A 17,793-nucleotide genomic window follows, 5' to 3' on the forward strand; every position below is an offset into this window, starting at 1 on the left:
TATAGAAAACTGATGCTTTGTGTGAAGTTTTGTCACTTTTCTCCCGGATTTGTGATAGATTTCTTTAAAAGGGACTAACTTTGCACCCGCAAATTAAATAGAAAAAGGTATGTTAGTTCGTTTTCTTAAGAACTGGACGTTGCCGATGGCAATGCTTTCAGGTACTTTGGGGTACTTCATCCTTGCGAATGTCCCTTACTTGGCGCCTACCAAACCATATATCAGTGATTTGATTGCGTACATAACTCCTCTGCTGATATTTGCCCAGCTATTACTGACTTTTTGTAAGGTGGAGAATTTGAAAGAATTGAAACCTAAAGCATGGCATGGCTGGTTACTGTTAATTCAGACATTGTCTTGCCTGGTACTCGCTGCTTTGCTGGTATGTTGTCCGATGCCGGAAGTTTACAGGGAAGTGTTTGAAGGAGCTATGGTTTGTCTCATTTGTCCAACGGCTACGGCGGCAGCTGTTATTACCGGAAAGCTGGGAGGCAGTGCGTCTACATTGACCACCTATACATTATTGTCTAATTTGTTGGCAGCAGTGGCAGTCCCATTAGTCTTTCCATTAGTGGAACCTCATGCTGATATGACTTTCTTTGCAGCCTTTTTGAAGATTCTTAGTAAAGTCTTTCCTTTATTGCTTTTCCCTTTTTTTCTGGCATGGTTCCTACGGCTATTTATGCCACGTGTACATCATTTCTTGTTAGGTTTCCATGATCTTGCTTTTTATCTGTGGGGGGTGGCGCTTGCCATTGTATCCGGACAGACAGTCCGTTCATTGGTAAATAGCGATGCGCCGGTTTCTGTTGAAATTCTGATAGCTCTTGCAGGATTGATTACTTGCTGTCTGCAATTCTTTTTGGGTAAAAGGATTGGTGGGCATTATAATGATCGGATCAGTGGGGGACAGGCTTTGGGACAGAAGAATACTGTTCTTGCCATTTGGATGGCTTATACTTATTTAAATCCTTTATCTTCTGTAGGGCCGGGATCTTATGTTCTGTGGCAAAATTTGATTAATAGTTGGCAGCTATGGAAGAAAAGAAAGAAACAATCTGTGCCCTAAAAACGTTTAGCATTCTCAAGGGGGGGATTTCCTTGGATATCCCCCTACCGTTTCAGATAATATACTTTTAATCGGTAGGGGGGTGTCCTTATCAAGCAATCTTGAGGTTATAGTGCAATCTTAACCTCGCTCTCTATGTTGATGCGTTGTGCTGTTGCGATATCTTAAGTGCTTTTTATTAGATATCGCAGGGCCAGAAAATCTTTGTGTTTGCTCCTTTTTAAAGAAAAGTAGGAATATATAAGATCGATGTTACTGGTCAAATAACGTTCCCTTTTCTTTACTTGTATTAAGATAATATAAATCTTAATATTCCATAACTTGATTAATGCTACAAAGTTCTTTCTTAATTCGACCAAAACCAAAAAAGACGAGTGAAAAAGGAGTACGGATATTTGCGAAAATGTTCAATTGTTGATATGTTGACAAACTTTAACTCTAAAGGGCTTGTTGAAAGAATGGAGAGAATGTGCATTTGCCCGGATTAAATGTACTTTTGTGAAAATTTACTAGAAGAAATTATAATGGAAGAAAGTAGACTTCTTTTTGAAATATCGGAAGATATTGTAGCTAGGGAAAATGTTTCGGCAGATGATTTGCAGGATTATTTAGAGAATCCTTATCATGTAAAGGGAACTATCTTTGTGGTATGTATGAAAGGAAGTATGGAGGTTACATTAAATTATGGAAGATATATTGTTCGTGAGAATGATTACATCACTTTGCTGGATAACTCTTTTCTACAGATTCATAACGTTTCATCAGATCTTTATTTTTCATATGCTGGCTTTTCTCCGAAGATAATGCATGAGGTGGAGTTTTTTAAAAAAGCATTTGATTATCTGTTTGTTATCTTTGAGGAACCTGTTAAGCATATATCTGAAAATTTGGAACTTTATATGCTACGTTCCATATCGTTATGGAAAATGATACGCGAAGTTCCGGAAATCTATAATAATAAAGAGGTATTGAGAAGTATGCTGGGTACTTGCATTCATACGAGTATTGCAATGTATTATCAGGATAATTTGGAAGAAAGATGGGCTAAATCCCCCAAAAATGTCAGGATGAGCCGTCAATTTCTTAAATTGGTTGCGATACATTATAGAACAGAACGAGGAATCTCATTCTATGCAAAAGAATTAGGGACTTCGAAGGAGAATTTGTGCCGTAATATTAAGAGTTGTACTAATATGACTGCTTTGGATGTGATAGACTACCTTATTATTATAGATGCAAAAACGCAGCTGAAATCTACCAATACTAGCATAAAAGAAATAGGTATATCATTAGGTTTTGATAATCTGGCTACTTTTTGCCGTTTCTTCCGCAGGCATACGGGAGTTTCTCCATTGAAGTACAGAGACAAATAACCCTTTTCTTTTTTAGCGTAATAATAATTCCTCTTCGTTGTAGCGTGGACGATTTTTTACTTCAATGTAGATCTTTCCGATGTACTCACCTACAATTCCCAAGGATACGAGTATAGTGCCACCTACTAACCAAAGGGAAATCATCAGGGATGACCAGCCGGGTACGGTATCGTGAAGAAAGTATGCACGTAGGGTCCAGATAGTGACACAGAGAGCTATCAGAAGGAAAATGCAGCCCAGCCAGAATATCATGCGTACAGGCTTGACTGAAAAAGACGTGATTCCGTCAATAGCAAAATTCAACATCTTCTTAAAAGGATATTTCGACTCTCCGGCGAAACGTTTGTCACGATTATAATAGACGCAGGCGGTTTGATAACCAATGAGAGGCACTAATCCACGCAAATAAAGGTTACGTTCGCGGAAGCGACAGAGTTGCTGGATGGCACGGCTACTCATTAACCGATAATCTGCATGATTATAGACCGATTTTGCTCCCATTGTTTTCATCAGTCGATAGAAGGCGAGGGCGGTGGTGCGTTTGAAAAAAGTGTCGGTCTTGCGTTCACGTCGAACACCATAAACAATATCATTGCCTTCCATATAGCGTTCTATCATCTCAGGGATGACATTGACGTCATCCTGCAAGTCGGCATCAATGGAAATAGCTGCATCACAACGTTCCTTTACAGCATTCAGTCCGGCCATAAGTGCGTTTTGATGCCCCACATTTCCAGCCAGATTCAGCCCGCAGGCATACGACGTGTTTTTATAAAACTCCTTGATGATTTCCCAGGTACGGTCTGTACTGCCATCGTTTACATATAGTATATAACTTTTGGAAGATATACGCTCTTCAGTTGTCAACCGATCGAGCAATTGGCTGAGCCGTTTATGTGTTTCGTGTAAAACAGCTTCTTCCTTATAACAAGGTACTACGATAGCAAGTACTGGAGCTTCTTTCATAATCAATAGTTCTTTTTGCAATATTCGTAAGAAATCGGGAGAAAAACAAATTATCTTCCTTTGTATTTGAAAACGAATCTAACCAGCAAGAAGTTTACCGGAATGCCGATGGCGAATACCGGTATGGGTGCAAATGGTTTGGATATTCCAAGCCAGAGGAATAGATTCAGTAAACTCATATGTAGAAGGTAATTGATCAGATGTGCTCCGCCAAACCCAAAAGCCTTTTTCCAGGACGGTTTTTTTCTGAAAGTGAAAAAGGCTGTAAGGTAAAAATTGGCGATGAAACTGAGTACGTAACCTATGCTGTAGGCTATGTTGACATTGATGATCTGCTGGAGTATAATATATATTCCATAGTGCAGGGCGGTAGCAAAGGTGCCTACCATAATGAAACGGACAAATGCTGGTAGTTGTTTCAGTCTCTTCATATTCATAGAATTGAGATGGCAAAGTTAGGGATTGTTGCAGAATAATTTGTACTTTTGCGCACAGAAATCATTAAAAATAGAAATATATGTCAGATGATAGTAAGAAAGCATTCTGGTTTATAGCACTGCTCAGTGTGCTTGTGATACTCCCTTTTCTAGGAGAAACTATTTTTTATTCCAAAGGAGAACCACGCGAGGCTATCGTTGCATTTTCTATGCTGGAGAGTGGAAATTGGATACTTCCGGTAAATTATGGAACTGATATAGCTTATAAACCTCCTTTCTTTTATTGGTCAATTGCCACTGTGTCGTCGCTTCTGGGGGGAGTGACGGAATATTCGTCCCGTCTGCCGTCAGCTCTTGCATTTCTGGCTATGCAGTTGGTGTTTTTTTCTTTTATAGCAAAGCGCAAAGGTGTGAAGACGGCTTTTCTTGCTTCCATTCTTCTCCTCTCTTCTTTCGAAGTGCACCGGGCAGCAGTAGCTTGCCGTGTCGATATGGTGCAGGTATCACTTATTGTCATTTCACTATGTCTGTTGTTTCGTTGGGATGAGAAAGAATGTCGCGGAATTCCATGGCTGGCTATTTTATTGATGGGCTGCGCCACGCTGACCAAGGGGCCGGTGGGTTCCATTTTCCCTTGTGTCAGCATCGGTCTCTTCCAATTATTGCGCAGACGCCCTTTCTGGAAAACATTTTTCCGGTTGTTGGTGATAGGAATACTTTCTCTGATTCCATATGCAGCCTGGATTAGTGCGGCTTATGTACAGGGAGGCCAACCTTTTATTGATTTAATGCTGGAAGAAAATACAGGTCGTTTCATGGGTAAGATGTCTTATGATTCGCATGAAAACCCGCTATGGTATAATTTCCTGACCATTATTTGGGGATGGATACCTTGGACTTTGGTGCTGTTGATTTCTCTCTTTGGTTTGAAATGGAAAAATATAAGCTTATTGCCTGGAGGTTCGTCTTTCGGTGAACGTATAAAGAAAGCCTGGAATAAATTCTGTTCACAATCGCCTCTGCAATTATTCACATGGGTAGTTATACTCTTTATCTTTGTGTTCTATTGTATTCCTAAGAGTAAAAGAAGTGTTTATCTGCTTCCTATCTATCCCTTTATGGCGGTGTTGATAGCCGAGTATCTGCTGGCTTTGGTACAGCGGGGGGCGAAAGTCTTTAAAATTTCGGCTTATATCTTTGCTTCGCTGGCTTTGTTGCTTACGATAATATTTGCTGTGGTGCGTCTCGGATTGATTCCTGATAGTGTTTGGGGAACCGGAAAACATGCCATGGAAAACGTTGGATTCATGCATGCATTGGAAAATGTGGATTTGTCATTCTCTAAATGGTTGCTTGTGGCTTTGCCGCCAATAGCAGGTATCTGTATGCTGATTGCATTAGCTAAAAAGGCGGATTCCCGTTCATTATTATATAGTATAGCCGGTTGCATCTTGTGCCTGTTTGTTTCCTTAGACGGTGTTTATCAACCTACAGTGCTGTCAACGAAATCAGACAAGCGTCTGGCTGAAGAAGTAAATACTTTTGTGCAGGACGGGGTCATGTATTCTTACACTTCACCGTTAATTCGTTTTTATTGCACTAATTACTATCTGAATGACCGAATGAGGAATTTTACTCCCGGTCTTTCCGGAACGGGATATGTGATGCTTTCTGAACGAACCAAAGAGGACTTTCTGAAAGAGTATTCAGATAAATATCGGTTAGAGGAAATCTATCTTACTCCTTATCGCAGCTGTGATTTACGCGATAAGGTATTGATCTATAAATTCAGTGAAAAATGAACCCGATAGAATTGATTGATGCGTATTATCCGGAAGATAATGAGCGGAAGCATATCTTATTGGTGCATAGCCGTCTGGTAGCTGAGAAGGCTCTCTGCATTGCAGACGGCCATCCGGAACTTAACTTGGATAAAGACTTTTTATATGAAGCGGGTATGCTTCATGATATTGGTATTTTTCTGACTAATGCTCCGGGTATCTTCTGTTTTGGTGATCAGCCTTATATTTGTCACGGTTATCTGGGAGCTGATTTGATGCGCCGGGAAGGATATCCCCGTCATGCGTTGGTATGTGAAAGACATACAGGAGCAGGACTCTCTCTAGACGATATTGTTGCACAAAACTTGCCTGTACCTCATCGGGATATGCTTCCGGTGAGCATGGAAGAGCAAGTAATTTGCTTTGCCGATAAGTTTTATTCCAAAACTCATTTGGAACGGGAAAAAACGGTAGAGAAGGCTCGGAAAAGTATCTCTAATTTCGGTAATGCAGGCCTGGAACGTTTTGACCATTGGTGCGAACAGTTCTTGTAGCATTCTAAATTTCTTTAAAAAGGGAGATTATCCGTATAATTTACGTACTTTTGCCCCTTCAAGCGGAAACTATTAGTTGATTACGCCATTGAAAGCAAATACATTCATATCATTCATACTACTACTAGTCTTACTCCTGATCCCTGACGAGGCTTTTTCGCAACGTCGGCGTGGAAGGACTGTTCCTACAGGAATCGAACGGACTGATACCTTTAATATAAGAGGTGTGCAAGAGGGAGATACCCTGTTGAGAGGAGATACACTGCAAAACGATACGATTCAGTTGCAGCCTGCCAAGAAGAAGCAACCGCTGGATGCTCCGGTTATTTATGAAGCTAATGACTCCATTGTGTTTACGCAAGAAGGTGTGGCCAACTTGTATGGCGACGGCAAAGTGAATTACCAAAATATAGAACTGGCCGCTGAAGTGATAACCATGAATATGGATAGCAGTACGGTCTTTGCTCATGGTGTGGAAGATTCGTTAAAGGTGATAAAGGGAAGACCCGTCTTTAAAGATGGAGATACACCTTATGAAACAAATACGATACGGTATAATTTTAAAAGTAAGAAAGGACTTATTAGTAATGTAGTCAGCCAGCAGGGTGAGGGGTATGTTACCGGTAATAATGCCAAGAAGGGTATGAATGATGAGTTGTACATGAAAAGCGGTCGTTATACTACTTGCGACAACCATGATCATCCACACTTTTATATGCAGATGACTTATGCCAAGGTGCGTCCCAAGAAAAATGTTGTGACAGGACCTGCATATCTGGTAATTGAAGATGTCCCGTTGCCTCTTGCCGTTCCCTTTTTCTTTTTTCCTTTTTCCAGCAGCTATTCGTCCGGTTTCATAATGCCAAGTTATATGGACGACTCCGCTCGTGGCTTTGGTCTGACGGATGGTGGTTACTACTTTGCCATTAGTGATAAGATGGACTTAAAGTTAAGGGGTGATATTTTCACGAAAGGTTCATGGGCGCTGAATGCAGAGACTAATTACAATGTCCGTTATAAATTCTCGGGTCTGTTTCAGGCCAGTTATCAGGTGACCAAGACGGGTGATAAGGGCTTGGAAGACTATATGGTGGCAAAAGACTTTAAAGTTGTATGGTCGCACCGCCAGGATCCGAAGGCTAATCCTAACTCTTCATTCTCGGCCAGTGTGAACTTCTCTTCCAGTAGTTACGAGCGCACCAATATCGGTAATATGTATAACTCGCAGGCTATGACACAAAATACTAAAACATCCAGTGTCAGCTATTCGCGTAACTTCCCCGATCAGAAACTTTCTATAGCAGCTACCGGTAATATTGCACAGAATATGAAAGACTCATCTATTGCTGTGACTTTGCCGGACTTGAACATTACTCTGAGTACCATTTTCCCTTTTAAACGGAAGAATGCAGTAGGAAATGAGAAGTGGTATGAGAAGATCTCTGTTCGTTATAGCGGACGTCTTTCTAACAGTATTACTACAAAAGATAATCTTCTGTTCAAGTCTAATCTGATCAAGGACTGGAAGAATGGTATGAAACATGAGATACCTGTCAGTGCAACATTTACGTTATTCAAATACTTTAATGTAACCCCGTCTGTTAGCTATACGGAGCGTTGGTACACCCGTAAGGTTATGAAGGACTGGGATCCGAATTCAGGTACCAGTGGGCAGGTTGTGAATACTGATACTGTCTACGGCTTCCACCGCGTATATAATTATAGTGCGAGCCTGGGTGTCAATACAAAGATTTATGGTATGTATAAGCCTTTGTTCATGAAGAAGAAAGAGATACAGATTCGTCATGTCATCACTCCTTCTATCAGCATCAGTGCATCGCCAGACTTTGGCTCTTCCCGTTATGGCTACTATGATACTTATCTTAAGCCCAATGCTGACGGAACACAGGATACCGTTGTTTACTCTCCGTATGCCGATCAGATGTTTGGTGTGCCGGGACAAGGTAGGTCGGGAAATATTTCATTCCAGATTTCCAATAACCTGGAAATGAAATATAGGGATAAGAACGACTCTATACGTAAGGTGAGTTTGATTGATGAATTGGGTGCCAGCATTTCATACAATACGGCTGCTCAGGTACGCCCATGGAGTAATCTTACCCTGAATTTGCGTTTGAAATTGAGCAAGAGCTATACCTTCAGTATGAGTTCAGTCTTTGCTACCTATGCTTACGATTTTGATAAGAATGGTAATGTAATAACAAGTAATCGTACGGAATGGTCTTATGGGCGTTTCGGACGTTTCCAGGGATACGGAACTTCTTTCAGTTACACGCTTAATAATGACACGTGGAAGAAATGGAAAGCATTCTTTACCGGAGAAAAAGCGGATGATGATGGCAAGGGAAATGGACAGACTGATACGGATAGTGAAGGTGACGAAACTGATGATTCTGAGTCAGGTGCTCCTACTAAGCGAAAGAAAGAAAAAGCTACTGTAGATAGTGATGGCTATCAGGAGTTTAAGATGCCTTGGTCCATAAATCTGAGTACAGGTTTTAATATTACGGAAGATAACACAAAGCCTATCAATAGAGAGAGTATGCGCTATCCGTATAAATTTAGCCTGAATGCCCTCAATATCAATGGTAATATAAAAATCTCAAATAAATGGGCTGTCAGCTTCAACTCTGGTTATGATTTTAATGTTAAGAAGATTGTGCAAACCTCTTTCAATATAACGCGTGACTTGCACTGTTTCAGTATGTCTGCAAGCCTTTCTCCTTTTGGCACATGGAAGTATTATAGTTTTGTGATTCGCGCGAATGCGAGCATTCTACAAGACTTGAAATATGACAAAAAGAGTCAGACTCAGACGAATATCAAGTGGTACTAAGAGAGTTTAAAATTCTTTCTTACCATGTAATTTCCTGTTCCCCATGTTCCTTTAAGTAAGCGTTTGTTCTGCTGAAATGCTTGTTTCCAAAGAAACCATTGTAGGCTGATAGAGGAGAGGGGTGTGCAGAGGTCAGTACCAAGTGCTTGCTACGATCAATAAATGCACCTTTACGTTGCGCATATGATCCCCAGAGAATAAAAACAAGGTGTTCCCGTTGTTCGGCAAGAACGCGTATGGCTGCATCGGTGAAGGTTTCCCAGCCGCGGTTTTGGTGAGAACCTGCCTGATGGGCGCGAACGGTCAGTGTAGCATTAAGAAGTAGAACTCCCTGCTCGGCCCAGCGGGTCAGATTACCTGTGTTGGGCGCATCGGTGCCGATATCATCCTTAATTTCTTTGAATATATTAATCAGCGAAGGGGGAAAACGAACCCCGTCATTGACGGAAAAACATAGTCCATGAGCCTGTCCGGGACCATGATAAGGATCCTGACCGATAATGACTACTTTCACTTTGTCGAATGGGCAAAGATTGAAAGCATTGAATATCAACTTTCCCGGAGGATATATCGGATACTGACTATATTCTTCCCGTACAAAATTAGTTAGTGTACGGAAATAATCTTTTTCGAATTCCGGTTCCAAACGTGCTTTCCAACTTTCTTCTATTTGAACATTCATAATTTTGTGTGTTAAAAGTTTCGGATGCTAAGATACTATTTTTATCCGGTTCCGATGACAGGACATTGTTTTTATTTCTTTGAGTGTATGATAAACAAAAAGGCAGAAATCAAAAGATTTCTGCCTTTTTCTGTTATTCAGGGGATATTAAATCAGATAGATATTATGTTCCTTACATTCTTGACGCATATCTTCCGGCCAGATACTGGCTTGAATTTCACCGATATGTGCTTTGCGAAGATAGAACATACAAAGGCGTGATTGTCCTATACCGCCACCTATAGACAGAGGTAATGTATCACTCATCAAACGCTTGTGGAAGTAAAGTTCCAGGCGTTTCTCTTCTCCTTCCTGTTTTAACTGGCGTTGTAAGGCTTCCTTGTCTACACGGATACCCATGGATGAGAGCTCGATACTGCGTTGGAGTACATCATCCCACAGTAAAAGGTCACCATTCAGTCCGGGGAGGCCATTCAGACCTTCTGAAGTATAGTCATCGTAGTCAGGGGCACGTCCGTCGTGCTTCTCTCCGTCACTCAACTTACAACCGATACCGATAATGAATACCGCGCCATACTTTTTTGTAATGGCATGTTCGCGGCATTTAGGTTCCAGGTCCGGATAGAGTTGGCGCAATTCTTCAGCGTGAATGAAGTGCAGCTTTTGAGGCAGGCAAGGCTTGATTTCTGGATACATCTCATACACCATATATTCTGTGCGGATCATGGCGGCATAAATGCGGGTTACTATTTCTTTTAGGAAATCCACATTCCGGTTCTCAGCAGTGATAACACGTTCCCAGTCCCATTGGTCTACATAGAGTGAATGTAAGTTTCCCAGTTCTTCATCTGAGCGTATAGCATTCATATCCGTATAGATGCCATATCCGGGTTCAATATTATAGTCTGCCAATGTCAGTCGTTTCCATTTGGCAAGTGAATGTACAACTTCAGCTTGTGCGTCTCCCAGATCTTTGATAGGGAATGATACGGCACGTTCCACTCCGTTCAGATCATCATTGATACCCATTCCTTTTAATACAAAAAGCGGGGCGGTGACGCGGCGCAAACGTAATTCCGATGAAAGGTTCAACTGAAAGAACTCTTTAATCTGTTTGATTCCTAATTCTGTTTGTTTTAAGTCCAATAAGGGTTTGTACCCTTCTGGTTTTATTAGATAACTCATAAGTGTATACTATGTTTTTGTCCGGCAAATATAGGTATAATATTTATATTTGCATCGATTTTGGGCGAATTTGTTATCAAATTGTTTCTTGTTAACTACTTGTTGCTCTCAAAATAACATTCTTATTTTGAAGTCTTTGCAGTAAAAAAAGATAAATCATTAGGAATATGCCCGGATTTTTTATACTTTTGCCCCCGCATTTGAGGCCTGGTAGCTTAGTGAATAGAGCGTCAGATTCCGGTTCTGAAGGTCGTGGGTTTGAGTCCCACCCGGGTCACTATATAAGAAAGAGGAGATACTGTTTAAAGTATCCCCTCTTTCTTATATAGCATGTTAATCTGCCATTTTTATCATTTCCAATGGAAGTATTGAGTATGCCACTCTCAGTGTCTTTATTTCCGAATCGGTGGCATAAATGAATACGCACCTGTTGATAGTTGGAATCTGTATTTTTCTTATCTTCTCCTTCCATTTATATTGTACATAAGTGGTAGGGAGATAGGTTATGATGTCTTTGTTATTCAGACTCTCCCTTATTTTTCTTTCTTTCCGGGGTGATGTTAGTACGATGTACCAGTTCCGCGTTTCGTTGAGATGTTCTTTTATGTCTTGAAGTGTCATGATTAGTAAGTTTGCTTAATTATGAAATCGAAGGTTGTAAAGAATTGAGGTTTGTTAGCAATAGCTATAGGAAGAATTATACTGACCGTTATCTTATTACCTTTTCGGATATCTTTTGGGTTATATATCTTTTTATTTTTTGTACCTTCTATCAGAATGCTTGCTGTACAGGTTTCACTAATTTCACCATTACCATTTATTATCTCTTTTGAAGGAGAAGAGTCTGATATCGGGTAAAGTAATAAACCTGAGGCGCGTCCGTTGATGATGAATTGTGCATTATTCCAATTGACTTGTGCAGTTTCAGATGAATTATTCCGGATAACTATTTTCCAGAAATTCTCATTAGGAATGAACTCATAGGTGAGATTTCCGTTTATACATTCCAGTTTACCTTGTTGGTTTTCATGCCATTTGAAGCTTATGCAACAGTCTTTGTCTACATATTGGGCCTGCATAGTGGCTGGTAAAGTCCAAAAAAGCAAAAGTAGGAAACTGTGCTGTTTTTTGTATTTGCGATAGTCATTGTATATCCATAATAAAATTATCAAAATACAGATAGGAATGGCTATAAGTATAAGGATCAATAACGTCATAGCTGTTAAATGTTTATATGATTTTGTGACAAAAGTATCAAAATATATCTGTTTAAACAAACAATTTATGAATAAAATAGAATGCGTAAACAGATGAAATATTGTTTTTCGTCCTTTAGGTCTAAATTATAAATCGTACCTTCATTAAAATGGAAAAGCCCAATATATACATAGGTGAAATTATAAAAAATGTCATGGTTGAAAAACAAGTGACGAAGGCGGAACTTGCAAGAAGACTGCAAGTTAAGCCTCAAAGTGTTGATTATATGTTGACACGAAAAAGCATTGATACAGATACTCTCTATAACGTGTCAAAGGCTTTGGATTATGATTTTGCCCTGTTATATTCTATTAGTAAGGAACAGATAAATTGTGATAAAAAAGACGAAGCCTACAAATTGTCGACTGCTAAGGTTCTGATAGAGCTGGAATTAAAGCCGGAGGAAATCATAAAATTAAACTTGAAGAAAAAAATAGCAGAACTACTAAAATGATTTTCTTTTTCTCCAAAAATATCAAAGTGTCCGGTTTATTTGTCCGAACGCTTCACGTAATTTCTCCCAATTCTCACAAAATGCCTGCATAGACGGGAATAGTACATTTGCTCCCGCATCTAATAATACTTGGCCATCGATAGGACCTGTGTTGACGGCTACAGTGAATATACCTGCGGCTACACCAGCTTGTACTCCCATAGGTGCATTTTCCACCACGATAGCTTCATTGGGTTTCACTTTCCCTTTCTGCAGGGCCATCAGATAGGGTTCCGGATGCGGCTTGCCATATTTTACATCAAAGGCGGTTACCATCAATTCACGGTGAAACATGCCAGGGAAGTTGTGTGACAGCCGATCTAACAATGAATGTTGTCCGGAACCGGTAACTACCATAGGAACCAGTCCGTCTGCTTTTATTTTTTGCAGTACTTCCCATGCGCCGGGCATACGTTCCGGTTCGGGATTACTGTTGAACTCAGCACTCTTTTCTGCATATATACTCTTTATCATTTCAGGGGTGGCATCTTTACCGTATTGCCGCTGATAAACGATATTTATGGTAGCAGCTCCGGTTCTCCCCTCATGCAGATAAGCTTCTTCACGGCTCAGATGGAGGCCATGGCGTTCCATAACCTTATGCCAGGCATCGGCATGGTAAGGCATAGAGTTGAACAATACACCGTCCATATCAAAAAGGACAGATTTCAATTGAATTTGTGAGTACCCGCTGGATTGCAGATAACGGGCGATAGCTTCTTGAAACATAATACCTATTGTTTTGTGGCTGCAAAGATACAATAAAAAAACGAGGTGCGAATGAGTTTAATCATTCATACCTCGTCTATCTGTGTTTAACTTACTTCTCTTTAGAGTCTTGCTTGGATAGCTTTTGACTCTTCTTCGTATCCAGGCTTATTCAGCAGAGCAAACATATTCTTCTTGTATGCTTCTACGCCCGGTTGGTTGAATGGATTAACGCCCAGCAGATAACCGCTGATGCCACAACCGATTTCAAAGAAATAAAGCAACTGACCGATGTTATATTCGTCCAGTTTCTCGATAATGATGCGCATATTAGGCACACCACCGTCTACGTGAGCCAACTGAGTACCCAGTTCGGCCATCTTGTTTACTTCGTCCACACGTTTACCTGCCAGGAAGTTCAGACCGTCCAGGTTTGCTTCATCAGAAGGTACTTCCAGTTTGTGGTCTACTTTCTCTACAGAGATTACAGTTTCAAAGATAGTGCGTTCGCCTTCCTGAATCCATTGTCCCATAGAGTGCAGGTCGGTAGAGAAGTCTACAGCAGCCGGGAAAATACCTTTGTTTTCCTTACCTTCCGACTCTCCGTAAAGTTGTTTCCACCATTCGCTTACATAGTGCAGCTTCGGGCAGAAGTTCACAAGAATTTCAATCTTCTTGCCATTCTTGTACAACTCGTTACGAGTAGCAGCATATTGTGCAGCCAAGTTCTCTGCAAACGGAACATTTACTCCGCAAGCCTTTTCCATATCCGCAGCACCGGCGACCAATTTTTCGATATCGAAGCCAGCTATTGCAATCGGCAATAAACCTACCGGAGTCAGTACGGAGAAACGTCCTCCTACGTTATCGGGGATGATGAATGATTTGTAACCTTCTTTATCGGCTGTAATGCGGGCAGCGCCTTTCTTTGCATCCGTGATGGCAACGATTACTTTCTTAGCCATATCCTTACCGCGTTGGTCTTCGCATTGCTTTTTCAGCAGGCGGAAAGCAAGAGCAGTTTCGGTAGTAGTACCTGATTTGGAGATATTGATGACACCGAATTTCTTGTCTTTCAGGAATTCAGTCAGTTCATACAAATAATCTTCGCTGATATTGTGTCCTGCATAGATCATGACAGGCGCATTTTTCTTTTCCTGTAACCAGGTGAAACTGTTTGATAAAGCCTCGATAACTGCACGTGCGCCGAGGTAGCTTCCGCCGATACCGGCAACGATTACTACATCGCAATTGTCGCGCATAACCTGTGCAGTAGCTTTCAGGTCGGCCAGATGATCTTGACTGATAGATGAAGGGAGGTGCAACCAGCCCAGGAAGTCATTTCCTTTTCCGGTACCGTTTTCCAATGCTTCCTGCGCAGCCTTTACCTGAGCTTCGTAAGCAGCAACAGATGCTTTGGAGATAAATCCAAAAGTCTTTTCGATGTTCAAACTAATCATATTATTCTAGGTTTTAAAAGCCTCTCCTCTCATCCCTTTCTTATGGGAAAGGGGGAATTGAGTTACTTTTGGTTTAAAAGATGTTTATTGTATGTTGTTTATTATACTTCTATCTGAGCGAGTCAGTCAGCAACTTGATCTCTATCATCGGTGAAATACGTTCGTACAAGATGTTATAGACAGCATCCAGTATCGGCATATTGACATGGTGATGTTTGTTGATTTCCTTGATACACTTTGTTCCGTAGTATCCTTCAGCAATCATCTCCATTTCTATCTGCGCACTTTTCACAGAGTATCCCTTACCGATCATTGTACCAAACGTACGGTTACGGCTGAAATTAGAATATCCTGTCACCAGCAAGTCACCTAAATAAACAGAATCATTCACGTTTCTGTTCAGCGGATGTACGGTTTGCAGGAAACGATTCATTTCCTGTACGGCATTGGATATCAATACTGCTTGGAAGTTATCACCATATTTCAGGCCACTGCAAATACCTGCGGCAATGGCGTACACGTTTTTCAGTACAGAGCTGTATTCTATACCGGCTACGTCATTGCTGACAGATGTTTTAATGAATGAACTGGCCAGGCGGCGGGCGATAGTGCATGCCTTATCCGTGTCCGGGCAAGCAATGGTGAGATAAGAGAGACGTTCCAGGGCTACTTCTTCCGCATGGCAGGGACCCGCCAATACAGCAATATTTTCAGGTGGAACGCCATATTCTTTTGTGAAGTACTCCGATACGATCAGATTGTCATCGGGTACGATTCCTTTAATAGCAGTGATGATGAATTTATCCCGTATCCGCGTTTTCAGTTTCTTTAAGTGAGCTTTGAGATAAGGGGAAGGGGTGACAAATATCAGCGTATCAGACTCTTTCACTACATCGTTGATGTTAGAGGAAAAATTGATACGCTTCATGTCAAATTTGACGCCCGTCAGGTAGGCAGGGTTATGGCCCAGTCGTTTAAAATCAGTTATACGATCATCTCGTCGCATATACCAGTTAATCGACTCAGCCTGAGCAAGTACCATTTTTGCAATGGCTGTAGCCCAGCTTCCTCCGCCCATTATGGCTATCTTTCCGGGTAGTTTCATATCGAAATTAATAATTAATAATTAAAAATTAAAAGAGGGAAAGGAAAGTAAACTCCTTTCCCTCGTTCGATCTTTAATCTTCTTATTTAATTTTTAATTCTTTAATTCTTAATTTTTTCGACCCAGCCTTCTACGTCATTTACAGATGGGTTGGTCAGTTCCAATTTGTATTTCTTGTTGATACCGCAAATATCCTGATGCAACTTTTGCGGATTTACACCTTTCATGTCTTCTATTGTGTTGTAGCCGGCTTTCTGGATAACGGGTACCCAGTCTTCGGCAATGCCCAGTTCCATATATTTGGCCGGAGCATCTTTCGGGATAACCTTCTCGGGACGCATTTGCGGGAAGAATAGCACTTCCTGAATGTATGACTTACCTGTCATCAGCATAGTAAGACGGTCGATACCGATACCGATACCAGATGTAGGAGGCATACCAAACTGCAGGGCACGCAGGAAGTCTTGGTCGATGAACATTGCTTCATCGTCACCCTTTTCGCTCAGGCGTAACTGATCTTTGAAACGTTCTTCCTGATCGATGGGATCATTCAACTCACTGTAAGCATTGGCAAGTTCCTTGCCATTCACCATCAACTCAAAACGTTCAGTCAGACCCGGTTTGCTGCGGTGCATCTTGGTCAACGGACTCATTTCAACAGGATAGTCAGTGATGAATGTCGGTTGAATGAAAGTTCCTTCACAGAATTCACCGAATATTTCATCTATCAGCTTACCCTTGCCCATGGTGTCATCAATCTCCATCTTCAGCTCTTTACAGATCTGGCGGATTTCTTCTTCACTCTTGCCATTGAGGTCGTAACCGGTTTTCTCCTTGATAGCATCCAGGATAGGCAAGCGGCGGTATGGTGCCTTGAAACTGATAGTCTTACCGTCGATGGTGGTCTCTTCGCTGCCATTTACAGCAATGCAGATACGTTCCAGCAATTTTTCGGTAAAATTCATCATCCAATTGTAATCCTTATATTGTACGTAAAGCTCCATACAGGTGAACTCCGGATTATGGTTCTTGTCCATACCTTCGTTACGGAAGTTCTTGCCGATTTCATAAACACCCTCAAAACCACCTACAATCAGACGTTTCAGGTAAAGCTCGGTAGCGATACGCAGATACAGGTCGATATTCAGTGAGTTGTGGTGGGTAATGAACGGGCGGGCGCTTGCTCCACCTGCTATAGATTGCAGAATGGGAGTTTCCACTTCGGTATAGCCAGCTTCATCCAGTACGGCACGCATGGTCTTAATGACAGTGGCACGTTTTAAGAATGTATCTTTTACGCCGTCATTTACAATAAGGTCGACGTAACGTTGGCGATAACGCAGTTCAGGATCTTCAAAAGAGTCATAAGCTACACCGTCTTTGTATTTTACGATAGGCAGTGGCTTGATGGATTTTGCCAGTACGGTCAACTTCTGGGCGTGGATACTGATTTCGCCCATCTGAGTACGGAAAACAAAACCTTCGATTCCAATGAAGTCGCCTAAGTCGAGCAGGCGTTTAAATACAGTATTGTAGAGTTCCTTGTCTTCTCCCGGACAGATATCGTCGCGAGTGATATACACCTGAATGCGACCTTTGGAGTCCTGCAATTCAACGAACGAAGCCTTACCCATTACCCGGCGCGTCATCATACGTCCGGCTACGGATACCTTGCGAGGTTCTGCGTCATCTTTAAATTCCGCTTTTATATCTGTAGAGAAAGCATTGGTTACATACTCTGCAGCGGGATAGGGTTCGATGCCCATCGCGCGAAGTTCATTCATACTATTACGTCGAATGATTTCCTGTTCACTTAGTTCTAATACATTCATTTCGTTGTACATTAACACAATTTGGGAGCAAAAA

At 41.3% G+C, this 17,793-nt stretch carries 16 protein-coding genes and 1 tRNA gene; 7 read left to right on the forward strand and 10 right to left on the reverse strand.

The genetic code is table 11. The features are described 5' to 3' along the window. The first annotated feature begins 109 nt into the window (after positions 1–109). Positions 110–1,069, forward strand: a complete 960-nt coding sequence (locus DW036_RS10115; RefSeq protein WP_118463839.1) for a transporter — start codon at positions 110–112, stop codon at positions 1,067–1,069. 524 nt (positions 1,070–1,593) lie between these two features. After that, positions 1,594–2,442 carry an AraC family transcriptional regulator gene (locus DW036_RS10120; protein WP_158585958.1) on the forward strand — a complete coding sequence of 283 codons (849 nt, stop codon included), beginning with the start codon at positions 1,594–1,596 and terminating at the stop codon, positions 2,440–2,442. Positions 2,443–2,454: 12 nt separating this feature from the next. On the opposite strand, the gene DW036_RS10125 is transcribed toward DW036_RS10120, so the two are convergent. After that, positions 2,455–3,408: a glycosyltransferase family 2 protein gene (locus tag DW036_RS10125; protein ID WP_118463844.1), complete on the reverse strand. Its 954-nt coding sequence runs from the start codon at positions 3,406–3,408 to the stop codon at positions 2,455–2,457. A 50-nt stretch (positions 3,409–3,458) separates the two neighbouring features. After that, positions 3,459–3,839: a GtrA family protein gene (locus DW036_RS10130; protein WP_118464288.1), complete on the reverse strand. Its 381-nt coding sequence runs from the start codon at positions 3,837–3,839 to the stop codon at positions 3,459–3,461. A gap of 86 nt (positions 3,840–3,925) precedes the next feature. On the opposite strand from DW036_RS10130, the gene DW036_RS10135 reads away from it, so the two are divergent. The 3 genes from DW036_RS10135 (at position 3,926) to DW036_RS10145 (ending at position 9,037) form a co-directional block, all read left to right on the forward strand. Beyond that, positions 3,926–5,647 (forward strand): glycosyltransferase family 39 protein, encoded by a 1,722-nt coding sequence (locus DW036_RS10135; protein WP_118463847.1) that lies wholly within the window; start codon positions 3,926–3,928, stop codon positions 5,645–5,647. Further along, complete coding sequence (locus tag DW036_RS10140; protein WP_118463850.1) at positions 5,644–6,180, forward strand: HD domain-containing protein; 537 nt, start codon at positions 5,644–5,646, stop codon at positions 6,178–6,180. Before DW036_RS10135 ends, DW036_RS10140 begins: the two co-directional genes overlap by 4 nt. Positions 6,181–6,259: 79 nt before the next feature. Next, complete coding sequence (locus DW036_RS10145) at positions 6,260–9,037, forward strand: putative LPS assembly protein LptD (RefSeq protein ID WP_118464290.1); 2,778 nt, start codon at positions 6,260–6,262, stop codon at positions 9,035–9,037. A gap of 19 nt (positions 9,038–9,056) precedes the next feature. Here the strand turns inward: DW036_RS10145 and DW036_RS10150 are convergent, their stop codons facing one another. Beyond that, on the reverse strand, positions 9,057–9,719 hold the full coding sequence (locus DW036_RS10150) for a uracil-DNA glycosylase (protein ID WP_118463853.1): 663 nt from the start codon (positions 9,717–9,719) through the stop codon (positions 9,057–9,059). A 147-nt stretch (positions 9,720–9,866) separates the two neighbouring features. Then, positions 9,867–10,904 carry an aspartate--ammonia ligase gene (gene asnA / locus DW036_RS10155; RefSeq protein WP_007659981.1) on the reverse strand — a complete coding sequence of 346 codons (1,038 nt, stop codon included), beginning with the start codon at positions 10,902–10,904 and terminating at the stop codon, positions 9,867–9,869. A 204-nt stretch (positions 10,905–11,108) separates the two neighbouring features. Between asnA and DW036_RS10160 the strand changes: the two genes are divergently transcribed. Further along, positions 11,109–11,181: transfer RNA gene (locus tag DW036_RS10160), tRNA-Arg, on the forward strand. A gap of 56 nt (positions 11,182–11,237) precedes the next feature. Here DW036_RS10160 and DW036_RS10165 read toward each other — a convergent pair. Next, positions 11,238–11,525 (reverse strand): UpxY family transcription antiterminator, encoded by a 288-nt coding sequence (locus DW036_RS10165; protein WP_118463855.1) that lies wholly within the window; start codon positions 11,523–11,525, stop codon positions 11,238–11,240. 2 nt (positions 11,526–11,527) lie between these two features. Next, on the reverse strand, positions 11,528–12,121 hold the full coding sequence (locus DW036_RS10170) for a hypothetical protein (RefSeq protein ID WP_118463858.1): 594 nt from the start codon (positions 12,119–12,121) through the stop codon (positions 11,528–11,530). Positions 12,122–12,270: 149 nt separating this feature from the next. Between DW036_RS10170 and DW036_RS10175 the strand changes: the two genes are divergently transcribed. Next, complete coding sequence (locus tag DW036_RS10175; RefSeq protein WP_187374592.1) at positions 12,271–12,615, forward strand: helix-turn-helix domain-containing protein; 345 nt, start codon at positions 12,271–12,273, stop codon at positions 12,613–12,615. A 21-nt stretch (positions 12,616–12,636) separates the two neighbouring features. On the opposite strand, the gene DW036_RS10180 is transcribed toward DW036_RS10175, so the two are convergent. The 4 genes from DW036_RS10180 to lysS all read right to left on the reverse strand — a co-directional run bounded on the left by DW036_RS10180 (position 12,637) and on the right by lysS (position 17,759). Beyond that, positions 12,637–13,383, reverse strand: a complete 747-nt coding sequence (locus DW036_RS10180; RefSeq protein ID WP_118463863.1) for an HAD family hydrolase — start codon at positions 13,381–13,383, stop codon at positions 12,637–12,639. A gap of 101 nt (positions 13,384–13,484) precedes the next feature. After that, positions 13,485–14,822 (reverse strand): glucose-6-phosphate isomerase, encoded by a 1,338-nt coding sequence (locus DW036_RS10185; RefSeq protein ID WP_118463866.1) that lies wholly within the window; start codon positions 14,820–14,822, stop codon positions 13,485–13,487. A 109-nt stretch (positions 14,823–14,931) separates the two neighbouring features. Next, positions 14,932–15,927: an NAD(P)H-dependent glycerol-3-phosphate dehydrogenase gene (locus DW036_RS10190; protein ID WP_007210337.1), complete on the reverse strand. Its 996-nt coding sequence runs from the start codon at positions 15,925–15,927 to the stop codon at positions 14,932–14,934. A 101-nt stretch (positions 15,928–16,028) separates the two neighbouring features. Then, positions 16,029–17,759, reverse strand: a complete 1,731-nt coding sequence (gene lysS / locus DW036_RS10195) for a lysine--tRNA ligase (RefSeq protein ID WP_118464292.1) — start codon at positions 17,757–17,759, stop codon at positions 16,029–16,031. Between the last annotated feature and the right edge of the window lie 34 nt (positions 17,760–17,793).

It is taken from the genome of Bacteroides sp. AF39-11AC (assembly GCF_003474285.1).
GTDB lineage: Bacteria > Bacteroidota > Bacteroidia > Bacteroidales > Bacteroidaceae > Bacteroides.